We start from the raw sequence: 23,117 nt of genomic DNA on the forward strand, positions 1-23,117 counted from the left end.
CGCCGTGCCGACAGTGTAAACCTCTGCAGGCTGTTCCGAGCGGAACCGCGTGGATGCCCGGGACCAGCCCGGGCATGACGGTTTTTTGCTGCATTGGTGGCGCTGTGACTGTCGCTCGGTCTCCGAACCCGACGCCGCCCTCAGCTCGCCGACGGCGCGCAGGTGGCGGCTTCGAGCTGGTGGCGGATCATGTCGCGCATGTCCCGGTCGCGGGAGAAGGCGCGCACAAGAGCAACGCCCGTGGTGGAAGGCGAGGTGACTACCAGCCGGTCGGCGGCGGTGATTTCCTCATCCTCGGGCATGGCCGCCTTCTGGGTCGGCGTCATCAGGTCCAGCTCGATGACGCGCCCGGCCGCCTTGTCGCTGAGCGCATAGAAGCCCACGCCCCGCGCCGTGTAGAAGGACACCGACGTATAATCAGCGGTTGCAGGCACGCGGATCTTCAGCGGCTGCTTCGACAGATCATAGAGACAGACGGCGGTGATGAAGGCCGGATCCAGCATGGGCAGCGCCCCGCTGGCGGAGGTGGTGTCGGGCAGCAGCACCAGTTCATTGATCGGATGATCCGCCGCCAGCCGCCGGAAGGCGGCACGATCGGCCAGCGCCGGCATGGCGAGGATCGACACCAGATGCACCAGCGCCGCCAGCACCAGAATGATGGCGAGGCGCAGCAGGATGGAAGGCCGCGCCGCCTTCGCCGGCAGGCGCCAGCGCCACGGGTTCGGCAGGCTGCCCTTGAGCGGCGCCAGCGCGCGGCGCGGGCCGCGAAGGGATGTTCCCCGCAGACTCGTTCCCCGCAGGCTCATGGGCAGGCCTCCGTGGTGATGGTGGGCAGGATGGCTGCATCCACCACGCCGGAGGCGAAGCTGAAGGGCGCATCATAGAGCCGCAGCGCCACCTGCACGTCGTGCCGGGCGCCGGTGGGCACCCAGTTGCCGGAATGGGCGCGCGGGCTCAGCACGATGTCGAGGTCGCCGGCCGTGGAATAGACCGGCTCCGCCGAGGTGAAGCCGTGGCGCTCGGCGCCGTTGTCGATGAGCGCGCCCTTGCCGTCCATGACGGTGAGCGTCCACAGCCGGGCCTGCGGCAGGCGGCCGGAGATGCGGATGTCGCAGCGCCCGTCCAGCCCCTTGCCGGCGCTGTCCTGCCGGGCGAGGAACAGGAGGCCGTCCGCCAGTTCCAGCGGCAGCTCGCCGGAGCGGGCGACGAAGGCGCGGGCGTAAGGATCGGCCTGCGTGGTGCCGGAGCGCGGCCAGCCTTCCCACGCCCCCGCGCGCACGAGATCCATGCCGCGTGACTTGGTGACGGCAAGCCATGTGGCGCCGAGCCCGAGGCCGGCGGCGATGGCGAAGGTGGCGACGAGGGAGAAGGCGCGCACGGAAATCGGGCCGTCAGTTGGCGCGGCCGGCCGGTTCCACCGAGGCGGTGGGGCCGGCGGGGCGCTGCGCGGGCAGGGGGGCGGCTTCCTTGAACAGCCGCTCCAGACGGCTGAGGTCGGCGGCGGCCTTGGGCGACAAAGTGATGGGCCGCTCGTTGGCCTCCAGCCCGGGCACCTCGATGGGCGGGGGCGGCGGGTCGAGCTTGGGCGCCGGCTCGTTGCCGAGGCCGGGAATGGTCTTCAGTTCGATGCCCTGATGGGCATAGGCCATCACCTTCTGCCACGTCATGGCGGGCAGGGTGCCGCCGGTCATGCGGTTCATGGACTGGTAGTCGTCATTGCCGAACCAGACGCCGCCCACATAATTGCCGGTGAAGGCCATGAACCACGCGTCGCGATAGGCATTGGTGGTGCCGGTCTTGCCGGCGACCTTGATGTTCTCCAGCCGCGAGCGGCGGCCGGTGCCGTTCTCGATCACGTTGTTCAGCATGGGATTGATCATGCCGATGATGTCCGGCGGGATGAGCTGCTTGGGCTTGGGCGCATCGCGGTCGAAGCGCCAGAGCACGGCGCCGTCGCCGATGCGGATCTCCACCATGGCGTGGGGATAGACGCTCTTCCCGCCATTGGCGAACACCGAATAGGCGGTGGCCATGTCCACGAGGTTCACTTCCGCCGCGCCCAGCGGCAAAGCCGGCGAGGTCTTCAGCTCGGAGGTGATGCCCATGGAGTGGGCGAGGTCGATGATCTTGTTGCGGCCATAGCGATCGCCGAGGCGCACCGCCACCGTGTTCAGCGAATGCTGGAGCGCGGTCTTGAGCGTGATGGTGCCCATATAGCTGCGGCCATAGTTCTGCGGGCACCAGTTGCCGTTGCAATACGGCGCATCCACCACCTTGCTGTCCGGCCTCATGCCGCCGATCAGCGCGGTGGTGTAGACGAAGGGCTTGAAGGAGGAGCCGGGCTGGCGCAGGGCGTCGGTGGCGCGGTTGAACTGGCTCTCGCCATAGTCGCGTCCGCCCACCATGGCGCGCACGGTGCCGTTGGGCTCCATGATGACGATGGCGCCCTGATTGACCTTGTAGTCCTTGCCGAACTCGCGCAGCGACTGGTCCAGCGCCGCTTCCGCCACCAGCTGGATGTTGGGATCGAGGCCGGTGCGCACCACGAAGGAGCGCTCGTTCACGCTTTTCGGCAGCGTGTCCACGAACTTGCGGACCTCGGTGAAGGCGTAGTCCAGATAATAGTCGGGCACCGCATTGTCGCGGCGATCGATGGGCGTGGCGGGGCTGCGGCGGGCACCGAATACCTGACCCTCGGTCATGAAGCCGGCATCCACCAGATTGTCGAGCACGGTGGAGGCGCGGGCGCGGGCGGCGGGCAGGTTGATGTGGGGCGCGAACTTGGTGGGGGCCTTGAACAGGCCGGCCAGCATGGCGCTCTCGGCCAGATTCACCTCGCGCACCGACTTGCCGAAATAGTAGCGCGCCGCCGCATCCACGCCGTAGGCGCCGCCGCCGAGATAGGCGCGGTCGAGATAGAGCTTGAGGATCTGGCTCTTGGTCAGCCGGCTTTCCAGCCACATGGCCAGGAACGCCTCCTTGACCTTGCGCTCGATGGTGCGCTCGTTGGACAGGAACAGGTTCTTGGCCAGCTGCTGGGAGAGCGAGGAGCCGCCCTGCCGCACGCCGCCGGCCCGCGCATTGGTGACGACGGCGCGCAGGGTGCCGCCCACATCGATGCCGAAATGCTCGTAGAAGCGCCGGTCCTCGGTGGCGAGCGTCGCCTTGATGAGGGTGTCGGGGATTTCCTCCAGAGGCACGGTATCGTTCTGCTTTACCCCGCGCTCGCCCAGCACGTTGCCGTAGCGGTCGAGGAAGGTGACGGCCAGTTCCGTGCGCTTCAGCCAGTCGTCGGAGGTTTCCTGGAAGGCGGGGAGCGCGAGGGCCAGCAGGGCCACGAAACCGGCGGCGCCGAGCGTGAAGCCCTCGGAGGCCATGCCGACGAAGAAGCGCGGAACGCCGCTCAGGGAGAAGCGGTCCATGAAGGCGGAATAGCCGGCCGCCGACCGGCGCGTGAAGGCGCCGAGCCGGAACATCCCGCTGTCGATGCGGGAATCCAGATCGAGCAGCGCATTGCGCAGCCACTTCCGGAACGGGGATCGCTCGCCTTCGCTCACCGCAGCAGGACCATCATCTTTCTCGCCGTGGCGTCGCGGCACGGGGGCCGTGATGTCGCGGGCTTTGAGCCGTTACGCACTTGAGCACGCAGGGGCGGATTCACGCTTCAGATTGAGGCAATCTGAAGTGATCCGGCTCCGGAGCCGTTACGCATCAATTCCGGCATGCGCCTGCGGCCCTGAGGCGGCGGGGCTGCCGGTCCCATCTCCACCCCAGCATATAGCGCGGCGCCATCCTTTTCGCGAGGTGTTCACGTAACGCCCTCGTGTGGTTGCGGCGATCCGCTGGGGACGGCCCTTCATTTCGCCGTGCCTATGGGATAGCTCTACGCCTTATGTCTCAACCTCCGGTAACTACGCTTCCATTCTGGCGCACCACCCCGCTGGCGCAGATGACTGACACCCAGTGGGAAAGCCTCTGCGACGGCTGCGGCCGCTGCTGCCTCGTCAAGCTCGAGGACGAGGACTCGGGCGACATCGCCTATACGGACATCGGCTGCCGGCTACTGGATGGCGAGACCTGCCGCTGCACCGACTATCCCAACCGCCAGCAGCAGGTGCCCGACTGCGTGCGCCTGACGCCGGAGGTGCTGGACACCATCGGCTGGCTGCCGCCCACCTGCGCCTACCGGCTGGTGGACGAGGGCAAGGATCTGCCGTGGTGGCATCCTCTGGTGTCGGGCGATCCGGCCACCGTGACCGCGGCGGGTGTTTCTGTTTCGGGGCGCGTGGCGGGGCCGGAGGATCGTTTCGGCATGATGGAGCTGATCGCCCACGTGGTGGCCTGGCCTTTGCGCTGGCCCCGCAAGGCGAAAGCCCCGCCGGTGGCCGCGCCGAAGGCGAAGCGGCGCGCCTAGGACAGACGCCGCGAAGGCTTTTGCGGCGCGCCCTTGCCCCCTCCCTAACCTTCCCCCGCAAGCGGGAGAGGGGACAAGTCGCTATGGCTGATGGGACCGTCGTAAAATGGCGGACCGCAAAGCCCTCTCCCGCTTGCGGGGGAGGGTTGGGAGGGGGCAAGGCGGGCCCGTCGGGGGAGCGCGACCTGCGGGATCGGCGCAATGGCGGGCGCGCTGGAAACTATTGTCGCGGCGACAGGCGGAGAGGGCGCTCAGCCCCCTCCCTAACCCTCCCCCGCAAGCGGGAGAGGGGACAGGTTGCTCTGGCCGGAAATGGTTTGCAGAATATCGGGCGGGCAACGCCCTCTCCCGCTTGGAGAGGGTTGGGAGGGGGCCAGGCGGGTCATGTCGGGCGAGCGCGACCTTCGGGATTGGCGTATCGGCACAGGCCATCGGAAGCGTGCGCGCACCCTGCGCTCAGACATGACTGATGCCGAGCAGGCCCTCTGGCGGCAATTGCGCGGACATCGCCTTGGCGGGCTCAGCTTCCGGCGTCAGCATCCGCTCGCGATCTATGTGGTGGATTTCGTCTGCTTGCCCGCGCAATTGGTGATCGAGCTGGATGGCGGGCAGCACTTCGAGGAGCCGGGGCGCGCACGTGACATGCGGCGCGATGCGGTTCTGTCCCGGCTCGGTTTCCGCATGCTGCGTTTCAGCAATTTGGATGTCCTGAAGAACATGCCGGGTGTGCTGGAAACCATCACCGCGGCTACGCGCGACGAGGGCGCTCAGCCCCCACCCTAACCCTCCCCCGCAAGCGGGAGAGGGGATAGGTCGCTATGGCTGATGGGACCGTCGTAAAATGGCGGACCGCAAAGCCCTCTCCCGCTTGCGGGGGAGGGTTGGGAGGGGGCAAGGCGGGCCCGTCGGGCGAGCGCGACCTGCGGGATCGGCGCAATGGCGGGCGCGCTGGAAGCCATCGCCGCGGCAACAGGGGCAGAGGGCGCTCAGCCCCCTCCCTAGCCCTCCCCCGCAAGCGGGAGAGGGGACAGGGTGCGTGGGCGGAGAGGGTCAGTGCGTGCTGGCGGTGACCGGGGCGCGGCGGGTCGCGGAGGCCGCGTGGGCGCGGGCGCCGTTGGCCTTGGTGGTGCGCGGCTTCGTCGTGCGGGTCTTCGCAGCGCTCGTCTTGGCGGCGCTGGTCTTGGCGGTCGCCGACTTGGCCGTGGCCGTCTTGGCGGCCGCCGACTTGGTCGCCGACTTGGCGGCGGATTTGGCCGCTGACTTCGCCCTGGACACCGCACCCTCGGCCTTCGCCTCGGCACCCTTCAGCTTGGCCTCGGCGCTCTTCGCGGCCGAGGACGCAGCAGACTTGGCCTTGCGCGCGGTCTTGCGCACCGCCGTGCCGGCCTCGTCCGCCATCTTGCCGGCGGCGGCCTTGGCCGAGCGCACCTCGGAGGTCAGCGCGCGCGTGGCCGGGCGGCGGCGCGGGGCGCTGCGGGTGAGCTGGCGGGGCGCGTCCGACTCGGCCTCGCTGCGGCTGTTGCGGATCACCAGCGCAGCGGCGCCGATCAGGCCGATCACGCCCAAAAGGCCGCCCCGCCGAATGCCCCAGGTCACCAGCGCGCTGCTGGCGATGCCGGAGGCCCAGCGGCCGAGGGCGGCGATGTTCTGAGGTCCCGTCATGGTTGCTCTCCCGTAAATGTGCGACGGCGTCCGTCGTTACCTGCAACAGCAACGCTCGGAAGGGGGAGAACGGTTCCCTGCCTTCGGAACGGGCAGGGAATGCGGCGAGCCTGTGGCGCGCCGCCCGCTGCGATCAAGGCTCGGGGGCCAGCCATGCGCATTCCGCGCTTTTCCGCTGCGGGATCAAGGCGTACTTCAAAACATGGCCAGCCTGCATGCAGGCCGACCGCCCCAGCGTTTCCGAACGAAAACTCATTGCCTTCTCTGACCGCGCGCCCGAAGCGCGCCGGACGGGCTCCCTGAGTCGGACGAAGGGTGGAGGTGGACACCTCGCAGGAGGCCCACCGGACCTGACGTCGGCTCCGCGCAAGACCGGCCGGCCATGCTCGCTGCGAGCGGACACGAGAGACGAAGCCTTATCGTTCGTTGCGCATAGTCGTTCGCGTTTCCAGCCGCCCTGAGGGCGGCAGTGCTTCACGAGTCGCCGATGTCCGCCCTTCCGCCCGCTTCCGCCCAAGCCGACGCCTCCGAACCGTCTTCCTCCGAACCGTCTTCCTGCGCCCCGGACAGCCCGCCCGCTCCATCCGGGGCCGCCTCCCAGAAGGCCAAGACGACACCGCGCAAGCAGCCCGGCTATCGCGCCGTGGCGCTGATCGTGGCCAGCGCCATGTTCATGGAGCAGCTGGACGCCACCATCCTCTCGACCGCGCTGCCCGCCATGGCGCGCGACTTCGGGGTGACGGCGCCGCACATGAGCATCGCGCTGACCTCCTATCTGCTGTCGCTGGCGGTGTTCATTCCCGCCTCCGGCTGGGCGGCGGACCGCTTCGGCGCCCGCACCGTGTTCGCCACCGCCATCGCCGTCTTCACGCTCGGTTCGCTGGCCTGCGCCTATGCGGACAGCCTGACCTATCTGGTGGTCGCCCGGCTCCTCCAGGGCATGGGCGGGGCGATGATGATTCCCGTCGGCCGCCTGGTGCTGCTGCGCTCCACCACCAAGGCGGAGCTGGTCTCGGCCATGAGCTGGCTGCTGGTGCCGGCCATGATCGGCCCGGTGGTGGGCCCGCCGCTGGGCGGCTTCATCGTCACCTATCTGGACTGGCGCTGGATCTTCTACATCAACGTGCCCATCGGCATTCTCGGCCTCATTCTGGTGAGCCGCTTCATCGCCAACACCCGCGAGGAGCGCCCCGGCAAGTTCGATGGCATCGGCCTCCTGCTCTCCGGCGTCTCGCTGGGCAGCCTGCTGTTCGGCTTCGAGCTGACCAGCCGCGGCGAGGGCGATGCCCGCGTCATGTACGGCCTGCTGCTGCTGGGCCTCATCTCCGGCGCGCTCTATCTGCGCCATGCCCGCGTGCTCTCGGCCAGCGGCCGCCTGCCCATCCTCGACATGTCGCTGATGAAGATCGAGACCTTCCGGCTCTCGGTGATCGCCGGCAACATCACCCGCATCACGCAGGGCGCGCAGCCCTTCCTGCTGCCACTGATGCTGCAGCTCGGCTTCGGCATGACGGCGGCGCAGTCCGGCCTGATCACGCTCTCCACCGCCGTGGGCTCGCTGCTCAACAAGGGCGTGGCGCCCAAGGTGCTGCGCCGCTTCGGCTTCCGCACCACGCTGCTGGTGAACGGCGTGATCTGCACCAGCATCTATGCGCTGTGCGCGCTGATGCGTCCGTCCTGGCCGGAATGGTCCATCTATGTGCTGCTCACCGCCGCCGGCTTCTTCATGTCGATGCAGTTCACGTCCTACAACACCATCGCCTATGACGAGATTCCGGCCGCGCGCATGAGCGCCGCCTCCAGTTTCTACACCACCTTCCAGCAGCTCATGCTCTCCATGGGCATCTGCGTGGCGGGCGTGGCGCTGGCCACCTCCATGGCCGCCTATGGCCGCACGGTGGCGGGGCTGGCGGACTTTTCCGTCGCGTTCGTCTGCGTGACCACCATCTCCATGGCGGCCACCTTCTGGAACGCCCGCATGCCGCATGACGCGGGCGCGGAGATCTCCGGCCACCGCAAGCGCCGCAGTCTCGCGGCAGCGGTGAACGAGGCGACCGACGCGCCGGATTGAGGGGGCTACACTCCCTCGGACCCGTCATCCCCGGGCTTGTCCCGGGGATCCACACCGAGCGGCCGGGAACAGCTTTCGAAGGTTTGCACCGTCGGCCCGACGTGGATGCCCGGGACAAGCCCGGGCATGACGTTGTTCCTGGTGAATAGCGCTCGATAAGCCTCGGCTATTCCCTTCCTCCCTCACGCCACGCGCTGCGGGGCCCAGCTCGGGAACGGGTCGGGCAGGTGGCTCAGCTTGGCGAAATCGAGCTGTGACGGATCGGTGGGGCCGGCGAGGCAATCGTCCAGCGCGGCGCGGATCGTGGCCTCGTCGAGCTTCATGCCGATGAACACCAGCTCCTGCCGCCGGTCGCCATAGAAGGCGGTCCAGTGGCGCTTCAGCTCCATGCGCCATTCCGCATTGTCGGGCCAGTGCTCCTGCGGCACCGCCGCCCACCACAGGCCGAGCTTTTCCGTGCGGCAGAGCGCGCCGGCAAGGCTCATCTCGCCCACATAAGGATCGCGCGTCGCCAGCCAGAACAGGCCTTTGGCGCGGATCAGCCCCGGCCACGTGCGCTTCAGGAAGTCGGAAAACTTCTGCGGGTGAAACGGCCGGCGCGCGCGATAGACAAAGCTGCCGACGCCATATTCCTCCGTTTCCGGCACATGGTCGGCGAAGCCGTTCAGCTCCTTGTACCAGAGCGGATGCTGGTGGGCGGCCTCGAAGTCGAAGCGGCCGGTGTCGAGGATGGTGTCCAGCGGCGCCTGCCCGAAATCCACCTCGATCAGCGCCGCATCCGGGTTCAGCCCCCGGATGACGGCGCGCGCCAACTTCAGCTGCTCGGGATCGGTGGACGACACCTTGTTGAGCACCACCGCATCGGCGAACTCGATCTGGTCCACCATCAAATCGACGATGGTGCGCTCGTCCTCCTCGCCGAGGCTCTCGCCCCGGTCGCGCAGGAAATCGGTGGAGGCGTAGTCCTTCAGCAGGTTCGCCGCATCCACCACCGTCACCATGCTGTCGAGGCGGGCGATGTCGGAGAGGGAGAAACCCTCCTCGTCGCGGAACTCGAAGGTGGCGGCCACGGGGAGGGGCTCGGCGATGCCGGTGCTCTCGATCACGAGGGCGTCGAAGCGATCCTCGCGGGCGAGGCGCTTCACCTCCGAGAGCAGGTCGTCGCGCAGGGTGCAGCAGATGCAGCCGTTGGTCATCTCCACCAGCGTCTCCTGCGTGCGGGAGAGATCGCCGCCGGAGGCGCGCACCAGCTCGGCGTCGATGTTCACCTCCGACATGTCGTTGACGATCACCGCCACTTTGAGCCCGGCGCGATTGGCGAGGATGTGGTTGAGCAGCGTGGTCTTGCCGGCACCGAGGAAGCCCGAAAGCACAGTGACCGGCAGGCGCGGATCGGACTGCGCGCTGCGGCGCGAGGGGGAGCGGGAAACCATGGCGTCACCTGTAAATGATATAATGTATCTTTTACTGCCATGGGAGCGGCGCAGGGCGCAAGGGGGCTCCCTGCGGAAGGGGAGGAAGAGCGGACGGGGAGGCGGCGGCGGGCCGCCGGTCAGAGGCGCTTTTCGAAGAACGTGTCCGGATAGGGATCGTCGTTGAAGCGCGGGATCTCGGTCCAGCCGGTGCTGCGATAGAGTTTCTGGGCTTCCGGCAGCGCCTTGTTGGTATCGAGGCGCAGCACCTCCACCCCCAGCGAGCGTGCCGCCTCTTCGGCGCCGGCCATCAGTTTGTGGGCAAGGCCGATGCCGCGCGCGGCGGGCGACACCCACAGGCGCTTGACCTCGGCCACGGCTCCTCCTTGCCCCTTCACGCCCACGCAGCCCACCGCCAGCTCTTCCGACAGGGCCACCAGGAAGGCGCCGCGCGGGCGGATCATGTCGGCGGCATCCGGATCGCGCGACAGCTTCACGTCGAACCCGCCCTCGAACCGGACGGCCAGCTCGGCATAATAGGCTTCAAGGCAGGCGCGGGCGACGGGATCGCGCGGGTCCATCTCCTCCAGCGCGATGCGGTGGCGGCCGAGTGCCGAGGCCACCAGATCCATGGCCGCCAGCAGTTCGTCCGGCCGGGCGTGGCGGTCGAGGAAGCCGCCCGCCTGCGTGTTGGACAGATCCTCATAGGCGGCGAACTCGGCCGCTCCCGCCGGCGTCAGCCGGGCCACGCGGCGGCGGGCATCCTCCGGATGCGGCACGGTCTCGATCAGCCCCTCCTCCTCAAGCGCCCGCAGCAGGCGGCTCATGAGGCCGGAATCCAGATTGAGACGCTCGCGGATGGCGGTGACGTCCGACTGGCCGTGGCCGATGGCGTTCAGCACCCGGGCGCTGCCCAGCGGCCGGCCACGCCCGAGAAAGGACGTATCCAGCGCCCCCACCTCGGCGGTGACGATGCGGTTGAAGCGGCGGATGCGGGCGATGGCGTCGGATGTCATGATGTCTGACTTAAGTCAGCTAATGCGCATCGTCAATCACACCTTCGGCATCCGGATGAGGTGGGCGTAGGCCGGACGGCACCGAAAGGGTGTTGGGTATAACCATACGTCACTTTTGCCACTCAATTGCCAGCTTCGGGCAATCCAAATGCCGTAAGGTTCGGGTCATCTGGAGTGCGCGCATGGCCGTAGGATGGTCATGATCCGGATGCCGCGCAGCACCGCCGAAGAGCCGGCGGACGCAGCGGCGCAGCGAGCAGGCGGGGGGCCGCGAGAGACGCGGAAGAAGCGAGATGGCGACGTTTCTGCAAGCCAGCAAGACGATCATGGAAGCGGACCACGCGTTCGACGACCGCACGGCCTATTGCACCCGCTGCGGCTGCCACTGGAACACGGCCTACCAGCTCCGCAAGGGCTGCGTGGACGCGCCGAACGTGACCGCGATTTCCCATCTGCGGGCGCGGGCGCGGCTCGATGCGCTCATCGCCGCCCGGCCCCCGCACGCCCCCTACGGCGAGGTGTGAGGCCCGCAACCGCATCTGTCAGAACGGCGTTTTCCGCCGGGTTGCGGTTGTAGGAAAATATACCTTGACAGCGTGGCGCTGCTCACGCATGCTTATCCCACGCTCCAGATTTGTGCCCCGGCCACTTGGCGGTGATGCCGCCGCTGCGCAAGCATGCCAACGGCTTTGAGCTTTAGGGGCGCATCAGCGTTCGTTCTTTCTGCGGCTTTCGTCGGCGTCCTTCGGGGCGCCGTTTGCGTTTCTGACTTCGGCTTCTTCGCTTTTCGCGCGCCGCCGCAGGCGGTGTCTTCCGTGCCGCGTCCCCGCTTTCGGATCCGAGCCCATGCCCAATCCTCCGTCGCCGGAAACGACCGAGCAGGCCCGCGCGCTCTATGCGCGCGGCGTGCCCGTCAGAACCATCATGGCCGACACCGGCCTTTCCCGCCGCCAGATCTATTACTGGCTGGACCGTGGACCGGGGCGGGACGCAGAGGCCACGCCGAAACCCACGCCGCGCCGCGCCACGCGCCGTCGCAGCGATCTCGCCCGCCCGCCGAGCCTTGAGGCCCGGCGCCGGCTGATGGGGCGGCTGTGGCGGGCGGCGGAATGCCAGATCAGCGAGATCGAGGATCGCCTCGTGGCCGCGACCGCCGGGGAGGCCGATGCGCCGCCCCGCGATGCCGAGCGCGATGCCCGCGCGCTGGCGGTGCTGGCCCGGGTGATGCGCGAACTCTCCGCGCTCGATGCCGCCGCCCGCCGCGACCGCGCGGCGGACGAAGCCGGACGCGCCAGCCGCGACCCCGAGACCTTCCGCCGCGAACTCGCCCGCCGCCTCGCCCAGATCCAGTCGGGGGAGAAGGGGGCGGCGGCGCAGGCGGAGGGGGAGGGGGAGTGAGGGGCTACAGGACTTTCCCTTCCGGCTCGCCGGGTCTGCCCCCTCCCTAGCGCTCCCCCGCACGCAAGTCGGATGTTTCCGACTTGCGTGCGTTGCTTCCGAAACCGGCAACATCCGGTTTCGGGCGGGAGAGGGAACTGCGGTGTTCCCGGCCTGCCCGTCGCCATACTGTTCCCGCACTCACCACCTGCCTGACAGGCTCCCTCTCCCGCTTGCGGGGGAGGGGTGGGGAGGGGGAAGGGCGCGAGGGGGCAGGCTGGGCGGCTCCCGTCCCATTCCGGCACACCTTCTCCGGAGCACCGGAACAGCACCGGCACAAACCCCGTCCGAATCGGCGCGCCCTTAAGATTTCCCTTTTGTTCGCAGGAGCGTAACCCATGCATCTGCCGCCCGTGTCCGCGACGCCCGAGGGGCTGCGGGCGGCGCTGCAAGCCTGCCTCGCACGGCCGGCCTGGACGTGCAGTCTGCTCGACACGCTGGGCGAGGAAGATGCCGAGCAGCTGCTCAGCGACTGGCCGCTCTGGGCGCGACCCGATCAGCTGCCGCCGCAGACCGCGCCCAACGGGCGCCCCTGGACCACATGGCTGGTGCTGGGCGGGCGCGGCGCCGGCAAGACGCGGGCGGGCGCCGAATGGGTGCGTGGCCTCGCGCTCGGCCGCCCGCCCTTCGCCGATCGCCCGGTGGGGCGCATCGCGCTGATCGCAGAGACCATGGCCGATGTACGCGAGGTGATGGTGGAGGGTGTTTCCGGCCTCATCGCCATTCATCCAGCCGGCGAACGCCCGGTGTTCGAGGCGACCCGCCGCCGTCTCGTCTGGCCCAATGGCGCGGTGGCGCAGGGTTTTTCGGCGGAAGACCCCGAGAGCCTGCGCGGCCCCCAGTTCGAGGCCGCCTGGCTCGATGAGCTGGCCAAATGGCGGCGCGGGGAAGCCACCTTCGACATGCTGCAGTTCGGCCTGCGCCTCGGCGACTGGCCGCGCCAGATGGTAACGACGACGCCGCGTCCCGGCGCGCTGCTGCGCCGCCTGCTGGCCGATCCGGCGACCGTCACCAGCCGCGCCCGCACGGCGGACAATGCCTTCCATCTCGCCCCCGCCTTCCTCGACACCGTGCTTTCCCGTTATGGCGGCACGCGGCTCGGGCGGCAGGAGCTGGACGGCGAGATCATCGAGGACCGCGCCGACGCTCTGTGGTCGCGCCCCGCGCTGGAGGCCGCGCGCGAGCGTGAGGCGCCACCGCTCGCCCGCATCGTGGTGGCGGTGGATCCGCCCGCCTCCTCCCGTGCCGGGGCGGACGCCTGCGGTATCGTCGCGGCCGGCATCGATACTGGCGGCACGGTGCATGTGCTGGCGGACGAGAGCGTCGCGGGCCTGCGCCCGGCGCAATGGGCGGCACGTGCCATCGCGCTCTATGTGGCGCATGAGGCCGACGCCATCGTCGCCGAAGTGAACCAGGGCGGCGAGATGGTGCGCGCGGTTCTGGCCGAGGTGGATGCCGCCGTACCGGTGGTGAGCGTACGCGCAACGCGTGGCAAATATGTACGGGCCGAGCCCGTGGCCGCGCTCTACGAGCAGGGGCGCGTGCGCCATGCCGGCGCCTTTCCGGCGCTGGAGGACGAGATGTGCGACTTCGGCCCGGATGGCCTGTCCTCCGGCCGTTCGCCGGACCGGATGGATGCTCTGGTCTGGGCCGTCACCCATCTGGCGCTCGGCCCGCAGGCCCCCGCGCCAAGGGTGCGGCGGTTCTGAGGGTTTGCAGGAGGTTGCGCCCGGTCTGCCCCCTCCCTAACCCTCCCCCGCAAGCGGGAGAGGGGATGTGTTGTGCGTGGTCGGACCGTTGTCCTGTTCTTACGCTTCCGCAGCGCTGTTGATCGTGCACTTCCTTTCCATCTGAGCGACAGGCTCCCTCTCCCGCTTGCGGGGGAGGGGTGGGGAGGGGGAAAGCGCGCTCTCCGCTGGCGTGCTGAAGGTCATGAGAACACGCACCCCATACAGTTCGTCATGGCCGGACTTGATCCGGCCATCCACGTCCCTCCGCATGTGGTTGGTTCAATGATGAGCGAGCGGTCATCATCCGCTTCATTCTGCTGACGGCCGCCAACGTCGCGACGTGGATCCCCGGGAGTCGGCTCTTGCCGACCTCCGCACTTTGGAACCGAAGTCGGAAACATCCGACTTCGGGATCAAGTCCGGGGATGACGGTCCTTTGCTGCACGGACCTCGTTCTGTGCAGGCCGATCCCTTTCCCCCGGAGCCCGACATGCTGCAAACCCTCGCCCGCGCTTTCCGCTCCCCGCAGTCCCGTCCGCAGGAAGCCAAGGCCAGCCGCACCGCCGCTCTCGTGGCGCTGCTCTCCACCGGGCGGGCGCGCTGGACGCCGCGCGATTATGCCGGCCTTGCCCGCGAGGGGTTCGCCCGCAATGCGGTGGCCTATCGCGCCGTGCGCCTCGTGGCGGAAGCCGCCGCCAGCGTGCCGCTGCTGCTGATGGACGGCCCCCGCGAGATCGACGCCCATCCGCTGCTGGATCTCATCGCCCGGCCCAACCCGCGCGCCGTGGGCGCGGAGGTGCTGGAGGCGGTCTATGGCCATCTCATGGTGGCCGGGAATGCCTATGTGGAAGCGGTCGCGGCGGGCGGCGCGGTGCGCGAGCTGCACGCACTCAGGCCGGACCGCATGAAGGTGGTGCCGGGGCCGGACGGCTGGCCGGAGGCCTTCGACTACACGCTGGACGGGCGCACCCTGCGCATTCCGCAGGAGAGCATCCTCTCCGACGCCACGGTGCCGCCGCTGCTGCACCTGACCCTGTTCAATCCTCTGGATGATCTCTACGGCTTCGCCCCCATGGAGGCGGCGGCGCAGGCGCTGGACCTGCACAATGCGGCGGGCGCCTGGAACAAGGCTCTGCTCGACAATGCCGCGCGCCCCTCCGGAGCGCTTGTCTATGGCGGCACGGGCAGCCTGAGCGAAGACCAGTTCGAGCGTCTGAAGGGTGAGCTGGAAGCCAGCTTCCAGGGCGCCGCCAATGCCGGGCGGCCCATGCTGCTGGAAGGCGGGCTCGACTGGAAGCCGCTGGGGCTGTCGCCGCGCGACATGGATTTTCAGGCGGCGCGCGAGGGCGCGGCGCGGGAGATCGCATTGGCGCTCGGCGTGCCGCCCATGCTGATCGGCATCCCCGGTGACAACACCTATGCCAATTATGCCGAGGCCAACCGCGTGCTGTGGCGGCAGACCGTGCTGCCGCTGGTCAAGCGCGTGGCAGCCTCGCTCAGTGCGTGGCTCGGGCCGGCCTATGGTGGTGCGCTCACTTTGGTGCCCGACCTCGACCAGGTGGAGGCGCTGGCAACCGAGCGCTCCGAAATGTGGGCGCGCGTGGGCGCGGCGTCCTTCCTCTCCGATGACGAGAAGCGCGCGGCTGTGGGCTACGGCCCGGCGCGCTAAAAGGCTGCTCGATGGACGCCGTGATCCGCACCTTCGCCGAGCGCGGCGACCTCGCCCATCTGGCGCTGGTGGCCTGGGCGGTGAGCGCCTCCGGCGTCGCCATGGCGGCGCTGGGGGCCCTGTCGCGCGCACACCAGCGCATGGATGATTTCGTCCGCGAACTCGCCCGCTTCAACGCCCGGCACGGGGAGGAGTAGGGGGCGTGATGCCCGGTCTCCGCGCTGGCGCGCGGCCCCCTCCCTGGCCCTCCCCCGCAAGCGGGAGAGGGGATCCGGTGTGCGGGGTGGGACTGCTGTTCTGCTTTTTCGCCGTGCTGCTGATCGCGCGCTTCCTTCCTCGCCTGCGCAACCTGCTCCCTCTCCCGCTTGCGGGGGAGGGGTGGGGAGGGGGCTGGCGGGGCGCCTGTCCCTTATCGGGACACACGATGTCGATGCACGGAACGGGGCGAGGACAAAGCCTGTCCGAATCGCTGTCTGGGCGATGTGCGCCGTTCGTTCCACCCGGCTCCCCGCGCTGGCGCGCGGCCCCCTCCCTAGCCCTCCCCCGCAAGCGGGAGAGGGGATCCGGTGTGCGGGGTGGGACTGTTGTTCTGCTCTTCCGCCGCGCTGTTGATCGCGTGCTCCCCCTCGGCCCGGGCAGCCTGCTCCCTCTCCCGCTTAAGGGGCCGTGGGGACGGGGCGAGCCGGGCGGGCACGCAGCGCCGCAAGTGATCCAACACTCATCTAAACCGGTCGCAACAGGAGACTTCCATGCGTCCTCCCTTCCTCGCCAAGGCGTCGGTGCCGCGCATCCGGGCGATTGCGCCCGGTGCGCCGCGCGTCGCGCCGCCGCCCTCGGCCGGCGTGTTCCGCGAGTTCGTCGCCACGCTCGAGCGGCTGGAGAAATCCCGCCGCCGCAAGCCGCGCACCCCGCCGAGGCCGCGTTGATGGACGGGCTCTTCAGCCCCTTCGAGGGCTATGCCTGCCTGTTCGGGCAGCAGGATCTCGGCCGCGACATCATCGCTCCCGGCGCCTTCGCCGATACGCTGGCGAAACGCGGCGTGGGCGGTGTGCGGCTGCTCTATCAGCACGATCCCGCCGAGCCCATCGGCGTGTGGGCGCGCCTCACCGAGGATGCCATCGGCCTCAGGGTGGAAGGGCGCCTTTCGCTGGAGGTGAAGCGCGGCCGCGAGGTGGTGGCGCTGATCGCCGCCGGCGCGCTGGATGGACTGTCCATCGGCTTCAAGGCGGTGGAGGCCCGTACCGATCCGCGTGCCCGCGTGCGGCGGATCACCCGTATCGATCTGTGGGAGGTGTCCGTCGTCACCTTCCCCATGCAGCCCGGTGCCCGCATCCGCCGCCCCGATGGGCTGCGGATGCCTGCGCTTACGTCGTCCGGCCCGCTGTCGCCCGCCGCCGCCAGCCGGCTGGCGGCAGCCGCCGTCACCCGCGCCGCCGCGCGGCTGCGGCCGCATCTCGCGTCCGTCTGATCGTTTCATCCTCTCTCAAGCCAGGGAATTCTCCATGACCGTCCTCACTGCGCCCGAAACCAAGGTGGCCGCGCCCGAGAGCCAGTCGGCGCTCGATACGCTGATGCGCGCCTTCGAGACCTACAAGGAGACCAACGAGACCCGCCTCGCGCAGATCGAGCGGCGCGGCGTCGCTGATCCGCTCACCGAGGATCAGGTGACGCGCATCGACGCCGCGCTCGCCGCCTGTTCGGCGCGCATCGCGCAGGTGGAGACGCGCGGCGCGCGCCTGCCGCTGGGCGGGCGGCTGGAGACCGGCGACGCGCAGGCCCGCGCCCACGGCAGCGCCTTCCTCTCTTATGTGCGCCATGGCGAGGCGGATGGCCTCAAGGCGCTGGAGGCGAAAGCCCTGTCCGCAGGCGTCGGCGCCGATGGCGGCTATCTCGTGCCCTATGAGACCGAGCAGGAGATCGGCCGTCGCCTCGCTGCGCTCTCGCCCATCCGGGCGCTGGCCACCGTGCGCACCATCGGTGCGGGCACCTATCGCAAGCCGTTCATGACCTCCGGCCCCGCCACCGGCTGGGCGGCGGAGACGGCGGCGCGGCCGCAGACCGACAGTCCCGCTCTGGCGGAACTCGCCTTCCCGGCCATGGAGCTCTACGCCATGCCCGCCGCCACCCAGACCTTGCTGGATGATGGGCAGGTGAACATCGAGGAGTGGATCGCCGGCGAGGTGGACAGCGCCTTTGCCGAGCAGGAGGGCACCGCCTTCGTCTCCGGTGACGGCGTGGCCAAGCCGAAGGGTTTTCTCGCTTATCCCAAGGCGGCGGAGAGCGCCTGGAGCTGGGGCAGCACGGGCTATGTGGCGACGGGAGCTGCGGGGATGTTTCCCGCCGCCGACTCCTCCGACGTGCTGCTGGATCTCGTCTATGCGCTGAAGGGCGGCTACCGGCAGAATGCGGCCTTCGTGATGAACCGCCGCACCCAGTCGGCGGTGCGCAAGCTGAAGGATGCCTCCGGTGCCTATCTGTGGGCGCCGCCCGCTGCGGCGGGGCAGCCGGCGAGCCTGATGGGCTTCGCGGTGCATGAGGCGGAAGCCATGCCGGATATGGCGGACGGCGCCTTTCCCATCGCCTTCGGCGATTTCCGGCGCGGCTATCTGGTGGTGGATCGGGCGGGGGTGCGCGTGCTGCGCGATCCCTATTCGGCGAAGCCCTATGTGCTGTTCTACACCACCAAGCGGGTGGGCGGCGGCATCCAGGACTTCGACGCCATCAAGCTGCTGAAGACCGCCGCGAACTGAGCGCGGCGGCCGGAGGTGGATAGGCTCGGCCCCCCGCTCAGTTGAGCGGGCTGCCGAGCTTGCGCGCGGTGGCGTCGATCCAGTCGCGGTTGAGCCCCACGAGGGTGATGCCGGTGACGCCGCCGCAGCCGCGCGCGCCGTTCGGCCCCGTGGCCCAGCCGATCACGCCGGACAGCTTGCCCGACTGGAAGGCCGGGCCGCCGCTGTCCCCGGTGCAGGCGCCGGCCAGGCCGATGGAGGGCGAAAGCCGCGCCATGATGCCGCCCGTGGTGCCTATGCTGGCCAGACTCACGCAGCGCAGGGTGCCGGCGGTGTTGTCGTCGCCATCCGCCGCCATGCCGTAGCCGGCGATGAGAAATTCCGTGCCCGCCTGCGGCAGGGTGGTGGTGCTGGCCATGGTGGCCGGGCGGATGCTGGAGGGCAAAGCCTCGGCCAGCTTCACCAGCGCGATGTCGGGCGTGGGATGGCGGTTGCGATACTGGTCCGGATCGAAGCGCGGATGCACCACGACGCGCAGCGCCGGGATCAGTCGGGGCGTGCTGCCGCCCACCAGCGCCACCGCATAGTCGCCGGCCGGGCCGACGCAATGGGCGGCCGTGAGGATGAGATCCGGTGCGATGGCCGTGCCCGAGCACGAGGCGCCCCGGGTGGACACCAGCATCACGGTGTGCGGACCTGCGCTGCCGCCGCCGATGCGGCCGGCGACGATGGCATGGGCCGGGGCGAGCCCCGACAGCAGTGCTCCCGCCACCAGCATGGCGCCCAAAGCGTTTCCGCGTTTCATGGAAACGCGGAAACGCTCCAACCATTCAGTAGAGACTGTCTTTCGGCTCTGATTGCAAAGCAACCGACGCCGGACATGCTCTGGCGCGCCTTTGCGGATCGACGAAACGGCTTTGTGCACGAACCCCTCTTCCTCTGCTCGGGCAGGCGCGGCCTGCGGCGGCAGTTGACCTCTGCGGGGCTCTTGCGGCCCCCGGACAACGCCGGTTGACCCCGGCGCGACCGACCCATCGTCGCAAGTTCGGGGCGCTCCTGTCCAGCACCCAACGGGGTACCGGCGTGCCGCCGCCCGTTCCGCGCCCGTCTCCCGAAACCCTACCAGCCCATCAGGACGGTCCCATGACGCAACGTATCGCGGCCCCTGCGGCCGAACCCCTCACGCTGGCCGAGGCACGGGATTTCCTGCGTCTCGACCAGACCGACGGGGACGCGCTGGTGGCGGCGCTCATCGCCGCCGCGCGGCAGATGGTGGAGTCCGCCACCGGGCGCGCGCTGATGGCGCAGGACTGGCGCGTGACTCGCGACGCCTGGCCGCCGGGCGGCATCTTTCCGCTGCCGGTGGCGCCGGTGAGCGCGATCATCGATGCCCGCGTGCGCGCCGCCGATGGCAGCGAGATCCTCGTGCCCGAGGGCGCACTGCGTCTCATCGCCGATCGCGCGCCCGCGCTGATCGAGGTGGACGGCCCGGCCGTGCCCCGGCCCGGCGTGGCGCGCGGCGGCATCACCATCGACATACGCGCCGGTTATGGCGGCACGGCGGCGGACGTGCCGCCGGATCTCGTGCAGGCGGTGCGGCTCGTGCTGGCCCATCTGCATGAACATCGCGATGCGCCCGGCGATACCGCGCGCCTGCCGGCCACCGTCGCGGCGCTGGTCGCGCCCTATCGGCTGGTGCGGCTGTGAGCGGGCCGGCCATCGGCGCGCTGCGTCATCGCGTGGACCATCTCGCCCCGGTGGAGACGCCGGACGGCGCGGGGGGCAGCACCATCAGCTTCGTCACCGTGGACCGCCTGTGGGCGGCGCTGGAGGAGAGCGCCGCCGGCGCCGTCTCCGAGGAGCGCCGCATCGCACTGGCGGGCGTGCGCGTGACCGTGCGCGCGCCCAACACCATTGCGGCGGGCCACCAGCTGCGCCTCGGCACGCGCCAGCTGGAGGTGGAAGCCACCTCCGATCCGGACGGGCGCGGCCGCTTCACCCGCGTGCATTGCCGGGAGGAACGCACATGATCATCTCCGCCCGCATGATCGGGCTCGACGATCTCGCCGCGCGGCTGGAGGCGCGGCTGAACGAGGCGCCGATTGCCGCTGTGCTCGATCGCATGGCGGACCGCCTCGCCACCGCCGCCATCGCGCGCGGCGGCACCGGCGTGGAGGTGGAAACCGCGCCCGGCCGGCGCGAGGTCGGCAGCGCGGATCCCGCCGCCGTGGCGCGGGAGATCGGCGGGCCGCACACGCCCGCCGCGCCCTGGCTCATGCCGGCGCTCGCCGCCGTGCGCAGCGGGGAGGGCGCGTGATGAGCACGCCCATCTCCGCCGCGCATGCGCTGCGCCGGGCGCTGCGCGCGCGGCTTCTCGTCGACACGCCGCTGGCGGCGCTGGTCGGGGCCCGCGTCCATGATGTGCCGCCTGCGGACGTGGTCTTTCCCTTCGTGACGCTCGGTGAGGCGGTGGTGTCCGACTGGTCCACCGCCACCGAGGGCGGTAGCGAACAGGCGCTGACCCTGCACGTCTTCTCGCGGCAGGGCGGACGGGCGGAAGCCTCGACCATCTGCGCCGCCGTTCAGGAGGCCCTTCACGATGCGCCGCTGGCGCTGGAGGGCCACCGCCTCGCCAATCTGCGCGCCACCACCGCCGAGGTCCGGCGCGATGGCGACGGACGCACCTTCCACGGTCTCGTGCGCTTCCGCGCCATCACCGAGCCGCTCACCTGACAGGAGGATTTTTCATGGCCGCGCAGAAGGGCAGCGACCTGCTGCTGAAGATGCTCGATGGGGCGAGCGCTGTGACGGTGGCGGGCCTGCGCTCGCGCCGCATCGCCTTCAACGCCCAGACCGTGGACGTGACCCACGCCGAGAGCGCCGGGCGCTGGCGCGAGCTGCTGGCGGGGGCGGGCGTGAAGCGCGCCAGCATCACCGGCTCCGGCGTGTTCAAGGATGCCGCCTCCGATGCGCTGGTGCGTGCCGCCTTCTTCGCCGGTGAGCTGCGCACCTGCCAGCTGGTGATCCCGGACTTCGGCACGCTGGAGGGATCGTTCCAGATCTCGGCGCTGGAATTCTCCGCCGCGCATGATGGCGAGGTGACGTTCGACCTGACGCTGGAGAGCGCGGGCGCGCTCACCTTCGCCGCGCTGTGAGGGAGGGCATCATGGTCAATCGACATCGGGGGGAAATCTCGGCTGTCCTCGACGGCGCGCCGCGCACTCTGGTGCTCACGCTGGGCGCGCTCGCCGAACTGGAGGCCGCCTTCGCGGCGGACGATCTGGTGGCGCTGGCCGAGCGCTTCGGGCGTGGCCGGCTGGCCGCCGCCGACATGGCGCGCGTCATCGGCGCGGGCCTGCGCGGGGCGGGGGCTGCGATCAGCGACGATGAGGTGAAGGCCATGCGTGCGGAGGGCGGCGCGGCGGGTTTCGCGCGCATCGTCTCCGCGCTCATCACGGCGACCTTCGGCGGCGAGACGCGGGAGGACGCGCCACGCCCTTCGCCGCCGCAGGGGGCGTGAGCGAGGCCCGGCCGCGTGCCTTTCCCTGGGACGCGGCCATGGGCTTCGGGCTCGGCTGCCTGCGGCTTGCTCCCCGTGACTTCTGGGCCATGACGCCGCGCGAGCTGGCCGCCGCCGTGCGGGCCGTGAACGGGCCGCCGACGCGCGGCGCGGCGCTCGATCGTGCGGGGCTGGCGGCGCTGATGGCGCGCTTTCCCGATGCGCCGCTTATGGGCTGAACGGAGAGGCATATGGAGATCATCGATACGATCGGGGTGGCGGTCATCGCCGACACCTCCGCTTTCACCGCCAGCGTCGCGGAGGCGCAGAAGGCGATGGAAAATCTCGGCACCGGCACCTCAGCGGCGCTGAATGCGGCGCAGGCCCCCGCGCGCTCCTTCAGCAGCGCGCTCACCGATGCCTTCACCGGCCTGGCGGTGAAGGGGCGCGACCTCGACGACGTGGTCGCGAGCCTCGGCCAGCGCCTCTCCAACATGGCGCTCAACGTAGCGCTGAAGCCGCTGGAACAGGGGCTCACCGGGAGCATCGGCAAACTGCTGAGCGGCATGTTCGCCGATGGCGGCGTGCTGCAGGCCGGGCGCGTGCGCGCCTTTGCCGATGGCGGCGTGGTGTCCGCGCCCACCTATTTTCCCATGGCGACCGGCGTCGGGCTGATGGGAGAGGCGGGAGCGGAAGCCATCCTGCCGCTGGCACGCGGGGCCGATGGCGCGCTCGGCGTGCGCACGGAGGGCGGGGGTGGCGGCACGGTGGTGAACGTCTCCGTGGCGACGTCGGATGCCGGTTCCTTCCGGCGCTCGGATGCCTATCTCTCCGGCCTCATCGCCCGCGCCGTGGCGCGCGGCCAACGCAGCCTGTGAGGCGTGCCGGGTGCCAAGTATTGAGCAGGGAGGCAGGGGGCGCTGGCAGAACGTCGGTTGTATAAGCGGGAGCTTGGCCGTGCGCGCGGATGGTGTGCCTGGGCGAATGCGGAGCGAACTGTCGCGGGATATACCCCGGTCCGCTCAGCGGGTGCGCATCCACGTATTGTCGGAGCCGGTCGGTGAGGAGGGCGGCGTGGGCGTGCCCGAAAAACCCTGGTTGGGCGCGTTGACCAGCGACCGGCCGGTGCCCACCGTGATGCCGACACTGCCACTGATCTGCACGCAGGTATTGCTTCCGGGCACGCGCTTGAAACCCTCGCCCATGGCGGCGCAGGCGGCATCCGCCCGCGCGTCCTTATCGTCCGCATGCGCCACCGGCGCGGCGAGGCAAAGGGCGGCGGCGATCAGGCCGGCGGTTCCGGAGAGAGCCTGCCACGCGCGCCTGTCGCGAAGACGGGAAAGTGAGGTCATGGCGTGTCTCCCGTGGTCGGCGTCCTGCCGAGCGGCAAGCCTGCGGCAGTCGGCATATACGGCCGCAGGGTAGGCGAGACGATGTCCGTTGCAAGCCCCGTGGCGCACATCTGCGCGAGCGGCGTC

The 23,117-nt window shown here is 69.9% G+C and carries 27 protein-coding genes; 19 read left to right on the forward strand and 8 right to left on the reverse strand.

Annotation, left to right across the window (positions count from 1 at the left end):
* Positions 1–140: 140 nt before the first annotated feature.
* From IEW24_RS05175 to IEW24_RS05185, 3 genes are read right to left on the reverse strand one after another with little or no spacing between them, the layout of a single operon-like run.
* Complete coding sequence (locus IEW24_RS05175) at positions 141–806, reverse strand: DUF1254 domain-containing protein (protein WP_188576027.1); 666 nt, start codon at positions 804–806, stop codon at positions 141–143.
* A complete protein-coding gene (locus tag IEW24_RS05180; protein WP_188576028.1) occupies positions 803–1,378 on the reverse strand; it encodes a DUF1214 domain-containing protein in 576 nt (191 codons plus the stop codon). The genes IEW24_RS05175 and IEW24_RS05180 overlap by 4 nt, the downstream gene beginning before the upstream one ends.
* Before the next feature lie 13 nt (positions 1,379–1,391).
* Complete coding sequence (locus IEW24_RS05185; protein ID WP_244644168.1) at positions 1,392–3,557, reverse strand: transglycosylase domain-containing protein; 2,166 nt, start codon at positions 3,555–3,557, stop codon at positions 1,392–1,394.
* Positions 3,558–3,892: 335 nt separating this feature from the next.
* Here IEW24_RS05185 and IEW24_RS05190 point away from each other — a divergent pair, with 335 nt between their 5' ends.
* Positions 3,893–4,414 (forward strand): YcgN family cysteine cluster protein, encoded by a 522-nt coding sequence (locus tag IEW24_RS05190; protein ID WP_188576030.1) that lies wholly within the window; start codon positions 3,893–3,895, stop codon positions 4,412–4,414.
* A gap of 384 nt (positions 4,415–4,798) precedes the next feature.
* Positions 4,799–5,197, forward strand: a complete 399-nt coding sequence (locus IEW24_RS05195; RefSeq protein ID WP_244644170.1) for an endonuclease domain-containing protein — start codon at positions 4,799–4,801, stop codon at positions 5,195–5,197.
* Between the two features lie 267 nt (positions 5,198–5,464).
* Here IEW24_RS05195 and IEW24_RS05200 read toward each other — a convergent pair whose 3' ends face one another.
* Complete coding sequence (locus IEW24_RS05200) at positions 5,465–6,076, reverse strand: hypothetical protein (protein WP_188576032.1); 612 nt, start codon at positions 6,074–6,076, stop codon at positions 5,465–5,467.
* 487 nt (positions 6,077–6,563) lie between these two features.
* Here IEW24_RS05200 and IEW24_RS05205 point away from each other — a divergent pair, with 487 nt between their 5' ends.
* Positions 6,564–8,147, forward strand: a complete 1,584-nt coding sequence (locus IEW24_RS05205) for an MDR family MFS transporter (RefSeq protein WP_188576034.1) — start codon at positions 6,564–6,566, stop codon at positions 8,145–8,147.
* 182 nt (positions 8,148–8,329) lie between these two features.
* Here IEW24_RS05205 and zigA read toward each other — a convergent pair whose 3' ends face one another.
* Both zigA and IEW24_RS05215 read right to left on the reverse strand, forming a co-directional pair.
* Complete coding sequence (zigA, locus tag IEW24_RS05210) at positions 8,330–9,580, reverse strand: zinc metallochaperone GTPase ZigA (protein WP_188576036.1); 1,251 nt, start codon at positions 9,578–9,580, stop codon at positions 8,330–8,332.
* A gap of 119 nt (positions 9,581–9,699) precedes the next feature.
* Positions 9,700–10,575 carry a bifunctional helix-turn-helix transcriptional regulator/GNAT family N-acetyltransferase gene (locus tag IEW24_RS05215; RefSeq protein ID WP_188576038.1) on the reverse strand — a complete coding sequence of 292 codons (876 nt, stop codon included), beginning with the start codon at positions 10,573–10,575 and terminating at the stop codon, positions 9,700–9,702.
* Positions 10,576–10,868: 293 nt separating this feature from the next.
* On the opposite strand from IEW24_RS05215, the gene IEW24_RS05220 reads away from it, so the two are divergent.
* From IEW24_RS05220 to IEW24_RS05255, 8 genes are all read left to right on the forward strand, one after another.
* Positions 10,869–11,099 (forward strand): hypothetical protein, encoded by a 231-nt coding sequence (locus IEW24_RS05220; RefSeq protein WP_188576040.1) that lies wholly within the window; start codon positions 10,869–10,871, stop codon positions 11,097–11,099.
* A 322-nt stretch (positions 11,100–11,421) separates the two neighbouring features.
* The gene (locus tag IEW24_RS05225; protein ID WP_188576042.1) at positions 11,422–11,973 is read left to right on the forward strand and encodes a hypothetical protein; all 552 of its coding nucleotides are present in this window, start codon (positions 11,422–11,424) and stop codon (positions 11,971–11,973) included.
* Positions 11,974–12,350: 377 nt separating this feature from the next.
* A complete protein-coding gene (locus tag IEW24_RS05230) occupies positions 12,351–13,721 on the forward strand; it encodes a DNA-packaging protein (protein WP_188576044.1) in 1,371 nt (456 codons plus the stop codon).
* A 511-nt stretch (positions 13,722–14,232) separates the two neighbouring features.
* The gene (locus IEW24_RS05235; RefSeq protein WP_188576045.1) at positions 14,233–15,411 is read left to right on the forward strand and encodes a phage portal protein; all 1,179 of its coding nucleotides are present in this window, start codon (positions 14,233–14,235) and stop codon (positions 15,409–15,411) included.
* A gap of 11 nt (positions 15,412–15,422) precedes the next feature.
* Complete coding sequence (locus IEW24_RS05240; protein ID WP_188576047.1) at positions 15,423–15,608, forward strand: hypothetical protein; 186 nt, start codon at positions 15,423–15,425, stop codon at positions 15,606–15,608.
* Positions 15,609–16,160: 552 nt separating this feature from the next.
* Positions 16,161–16,337, forward strand: coding sequence for a hypothetical protein (locus IEW24_RS05245; protein ID WP_188576049.1), 177 nt, complete (start codon positions 16,161–16,163; stop codon positions 16,335–16,337).
* A complete protein-coding gene (locus IEW24_RS05250; RefSeq protein ID WP_188576051.1) occupies positions 16,337–16,879 on the forward strand; it encodes an HK97 family phage prohead protease in 543 nt (180 codons plus the stop codon). Before IEW24_RS05245 ends, IEW24_RS05250 begins: the two co-directional genes overlap by 1 nt.
* Positions 16,880–16,913: 34 nt before the next feature.
* Entirely contained in the window at positions 16,914–18,161 is a 1,248-nt protein-coding gene (locus IEW24_RS05255; protein ID WP_188576053.1) for a phage major capsid protein, read from the forward strand.
* Between the two features lie 37 nt (positions 18,162–18,198).
* On the opposite strand, the gene IEW24_RS05260 is transcribed toward IEW24_RS05255, so the two are convergent.
* On the reverse strand, positions 18,199–18,945 hold the full coding sequence (locus tag IEW24_RS05260) for a S1 family peptidase (RefSeq protein WP_188576055.1): 747 nt from the start codon (positions 18,943–18,945) through the stop codon (positions 18,199–18,201).
* Between the two features lie 338 nt (positions 18,946–19,283).
* On the opposite strand from IEW24_RS05260, the gene IEW24_RS05265 reads away from it, so the two are divergent.
* The 8 genes from IEW24_RS05265 to IEW24_RS05300 are packed head-to-tail and all read left to right on the forward strand — an operon-like array spanning position 19,284 to position 22,517.
* Positions 19,284–19,847 (forward strand): head-tail connector protein, encoded by a 564-nt coding sequence (locus IEW24_RS05265; RefSeq protein ID WP_188576057.1) that lies wholly within the window; start codon positions 19,284–19,286, stop codon positions 19,845–19,847.
* The gene (locus IEW24_RS05270) at positions 19,844–20,170 is read left to right on the forward strand and encodes a head-tail adaptor protein (protein WP_188576059.1); all 327 of its coding nucleotides are present in this window, start codon (positions 19,844–19,846) and stop codon (positions 20,168–20,170) included. The genes IEW24_RS05265 and IEW24_RS05270 overlap by 4 nt, the downstream gene beginning before the upstream one ends.
* Positions 20,167–20,457 (forward strand): hypothetical protein, encoded by a 291-nt coding sequence (locus IEW24_RS05275; protein ID WP_188576061.1) that lies wholly within the window; start codon positions 20,167–20,169, stop codon positions 20,455–20,457. The genes IEW24_RS05270 and IEW24_RS05275 overlap by 4 nt, the downstream gene beginning before the upstream one ends.
* Positions 20,457–20,873 (forward strand): DUF3168 domain-containing protein, encoded by a 417-nt coding sequence (locus IEW24_RS05280; protein ID WP_188576063.1) that lies wholly within the window; start codon positions 20,457–20,459, stop codon positions 20,871–20,873. The genes IEW24_RS05275 and IEW24_RS05280 overlap by 1 nt, the downstream gene beginning before the upstream one ends.
* Positions 20,874–20,887: 14 nt before the next feature.
* A complete protein-coding gene (locus tag IEW24_RS05285; RefSeq protein WP_188576065.1) occupies positions 20,888–21,295 on the forward strand; it encodes a phage major tail protein, TP901-1 family in 408 nt (135 codons plus the stop codon).
* An 11-nt stretch (positions 21,296–21,306) separates the two neighbouring features.
* Positions 21,307–21,660: a gene transfer agent family protein gene (locus tag IEW24_RS05290; protein WP_188576067.1), complete on the forward strand. Its 354-nt coding sequence runs from the start codon at positions 21,307–21,309 to the stop codon at positions 21,658–21,660.
* The gene (locus IEW24_RS05295) at positions 21,657–21,878 is read left to right on the forward strand and encodes a rcc01693 family protein (protein ID WP_188576069.1); all 222 of its coding nucleotides are present in this window, start codon (positions 21,657–21,659) and stop codon (positions 21,876–21,878) included. The genes IEW24_RS05290 and IEW24_RS05295 overlap by 4 nt, the downstream gene beginning before the upstream one ends.
* 12 nt (positions 21,879–21,890) lie before the next feature.
* A complete protein-coding gene (locus IEW24_RS05300; RefSeq protein ID WP_188576071.1) occupies positions 21,891–22,517 on the forward strand; it encodes a phage tail tape measure protein in 627 nt (208 codons plus the stop codon).
* A 144-nt stretch (positions 22,518–22,661) separates the two neighbouring features.
* On the opposite strand, the gene IEW24_RS05305 is transcribed toward IEW24_RS05300, so the two are convergent.
* Positions 22,662–22,991 (reverse strand): hypothetical protein, encoded by a 330-nt coding sequence (locus IEW24_RS05305; RefSeq protein ID WP_188576072.1) that lies wholly within the window; start codon positions 22,989–22,991, stop codon positions 22,662–22,664.
* Positions 22,992–23,117 lie beyond the last annotated feature (126 nt).

The organism is Azorhizobium oxalatiphilum (genome assembly GCF_014635325.1).
Lineage (GTDB): Bacteria > Pseudomonadota > Alphaproteobacteria > Rhizobiales > Xanthobacteraceae > Azorhizobium > Azorhizobium oxalatiphilum.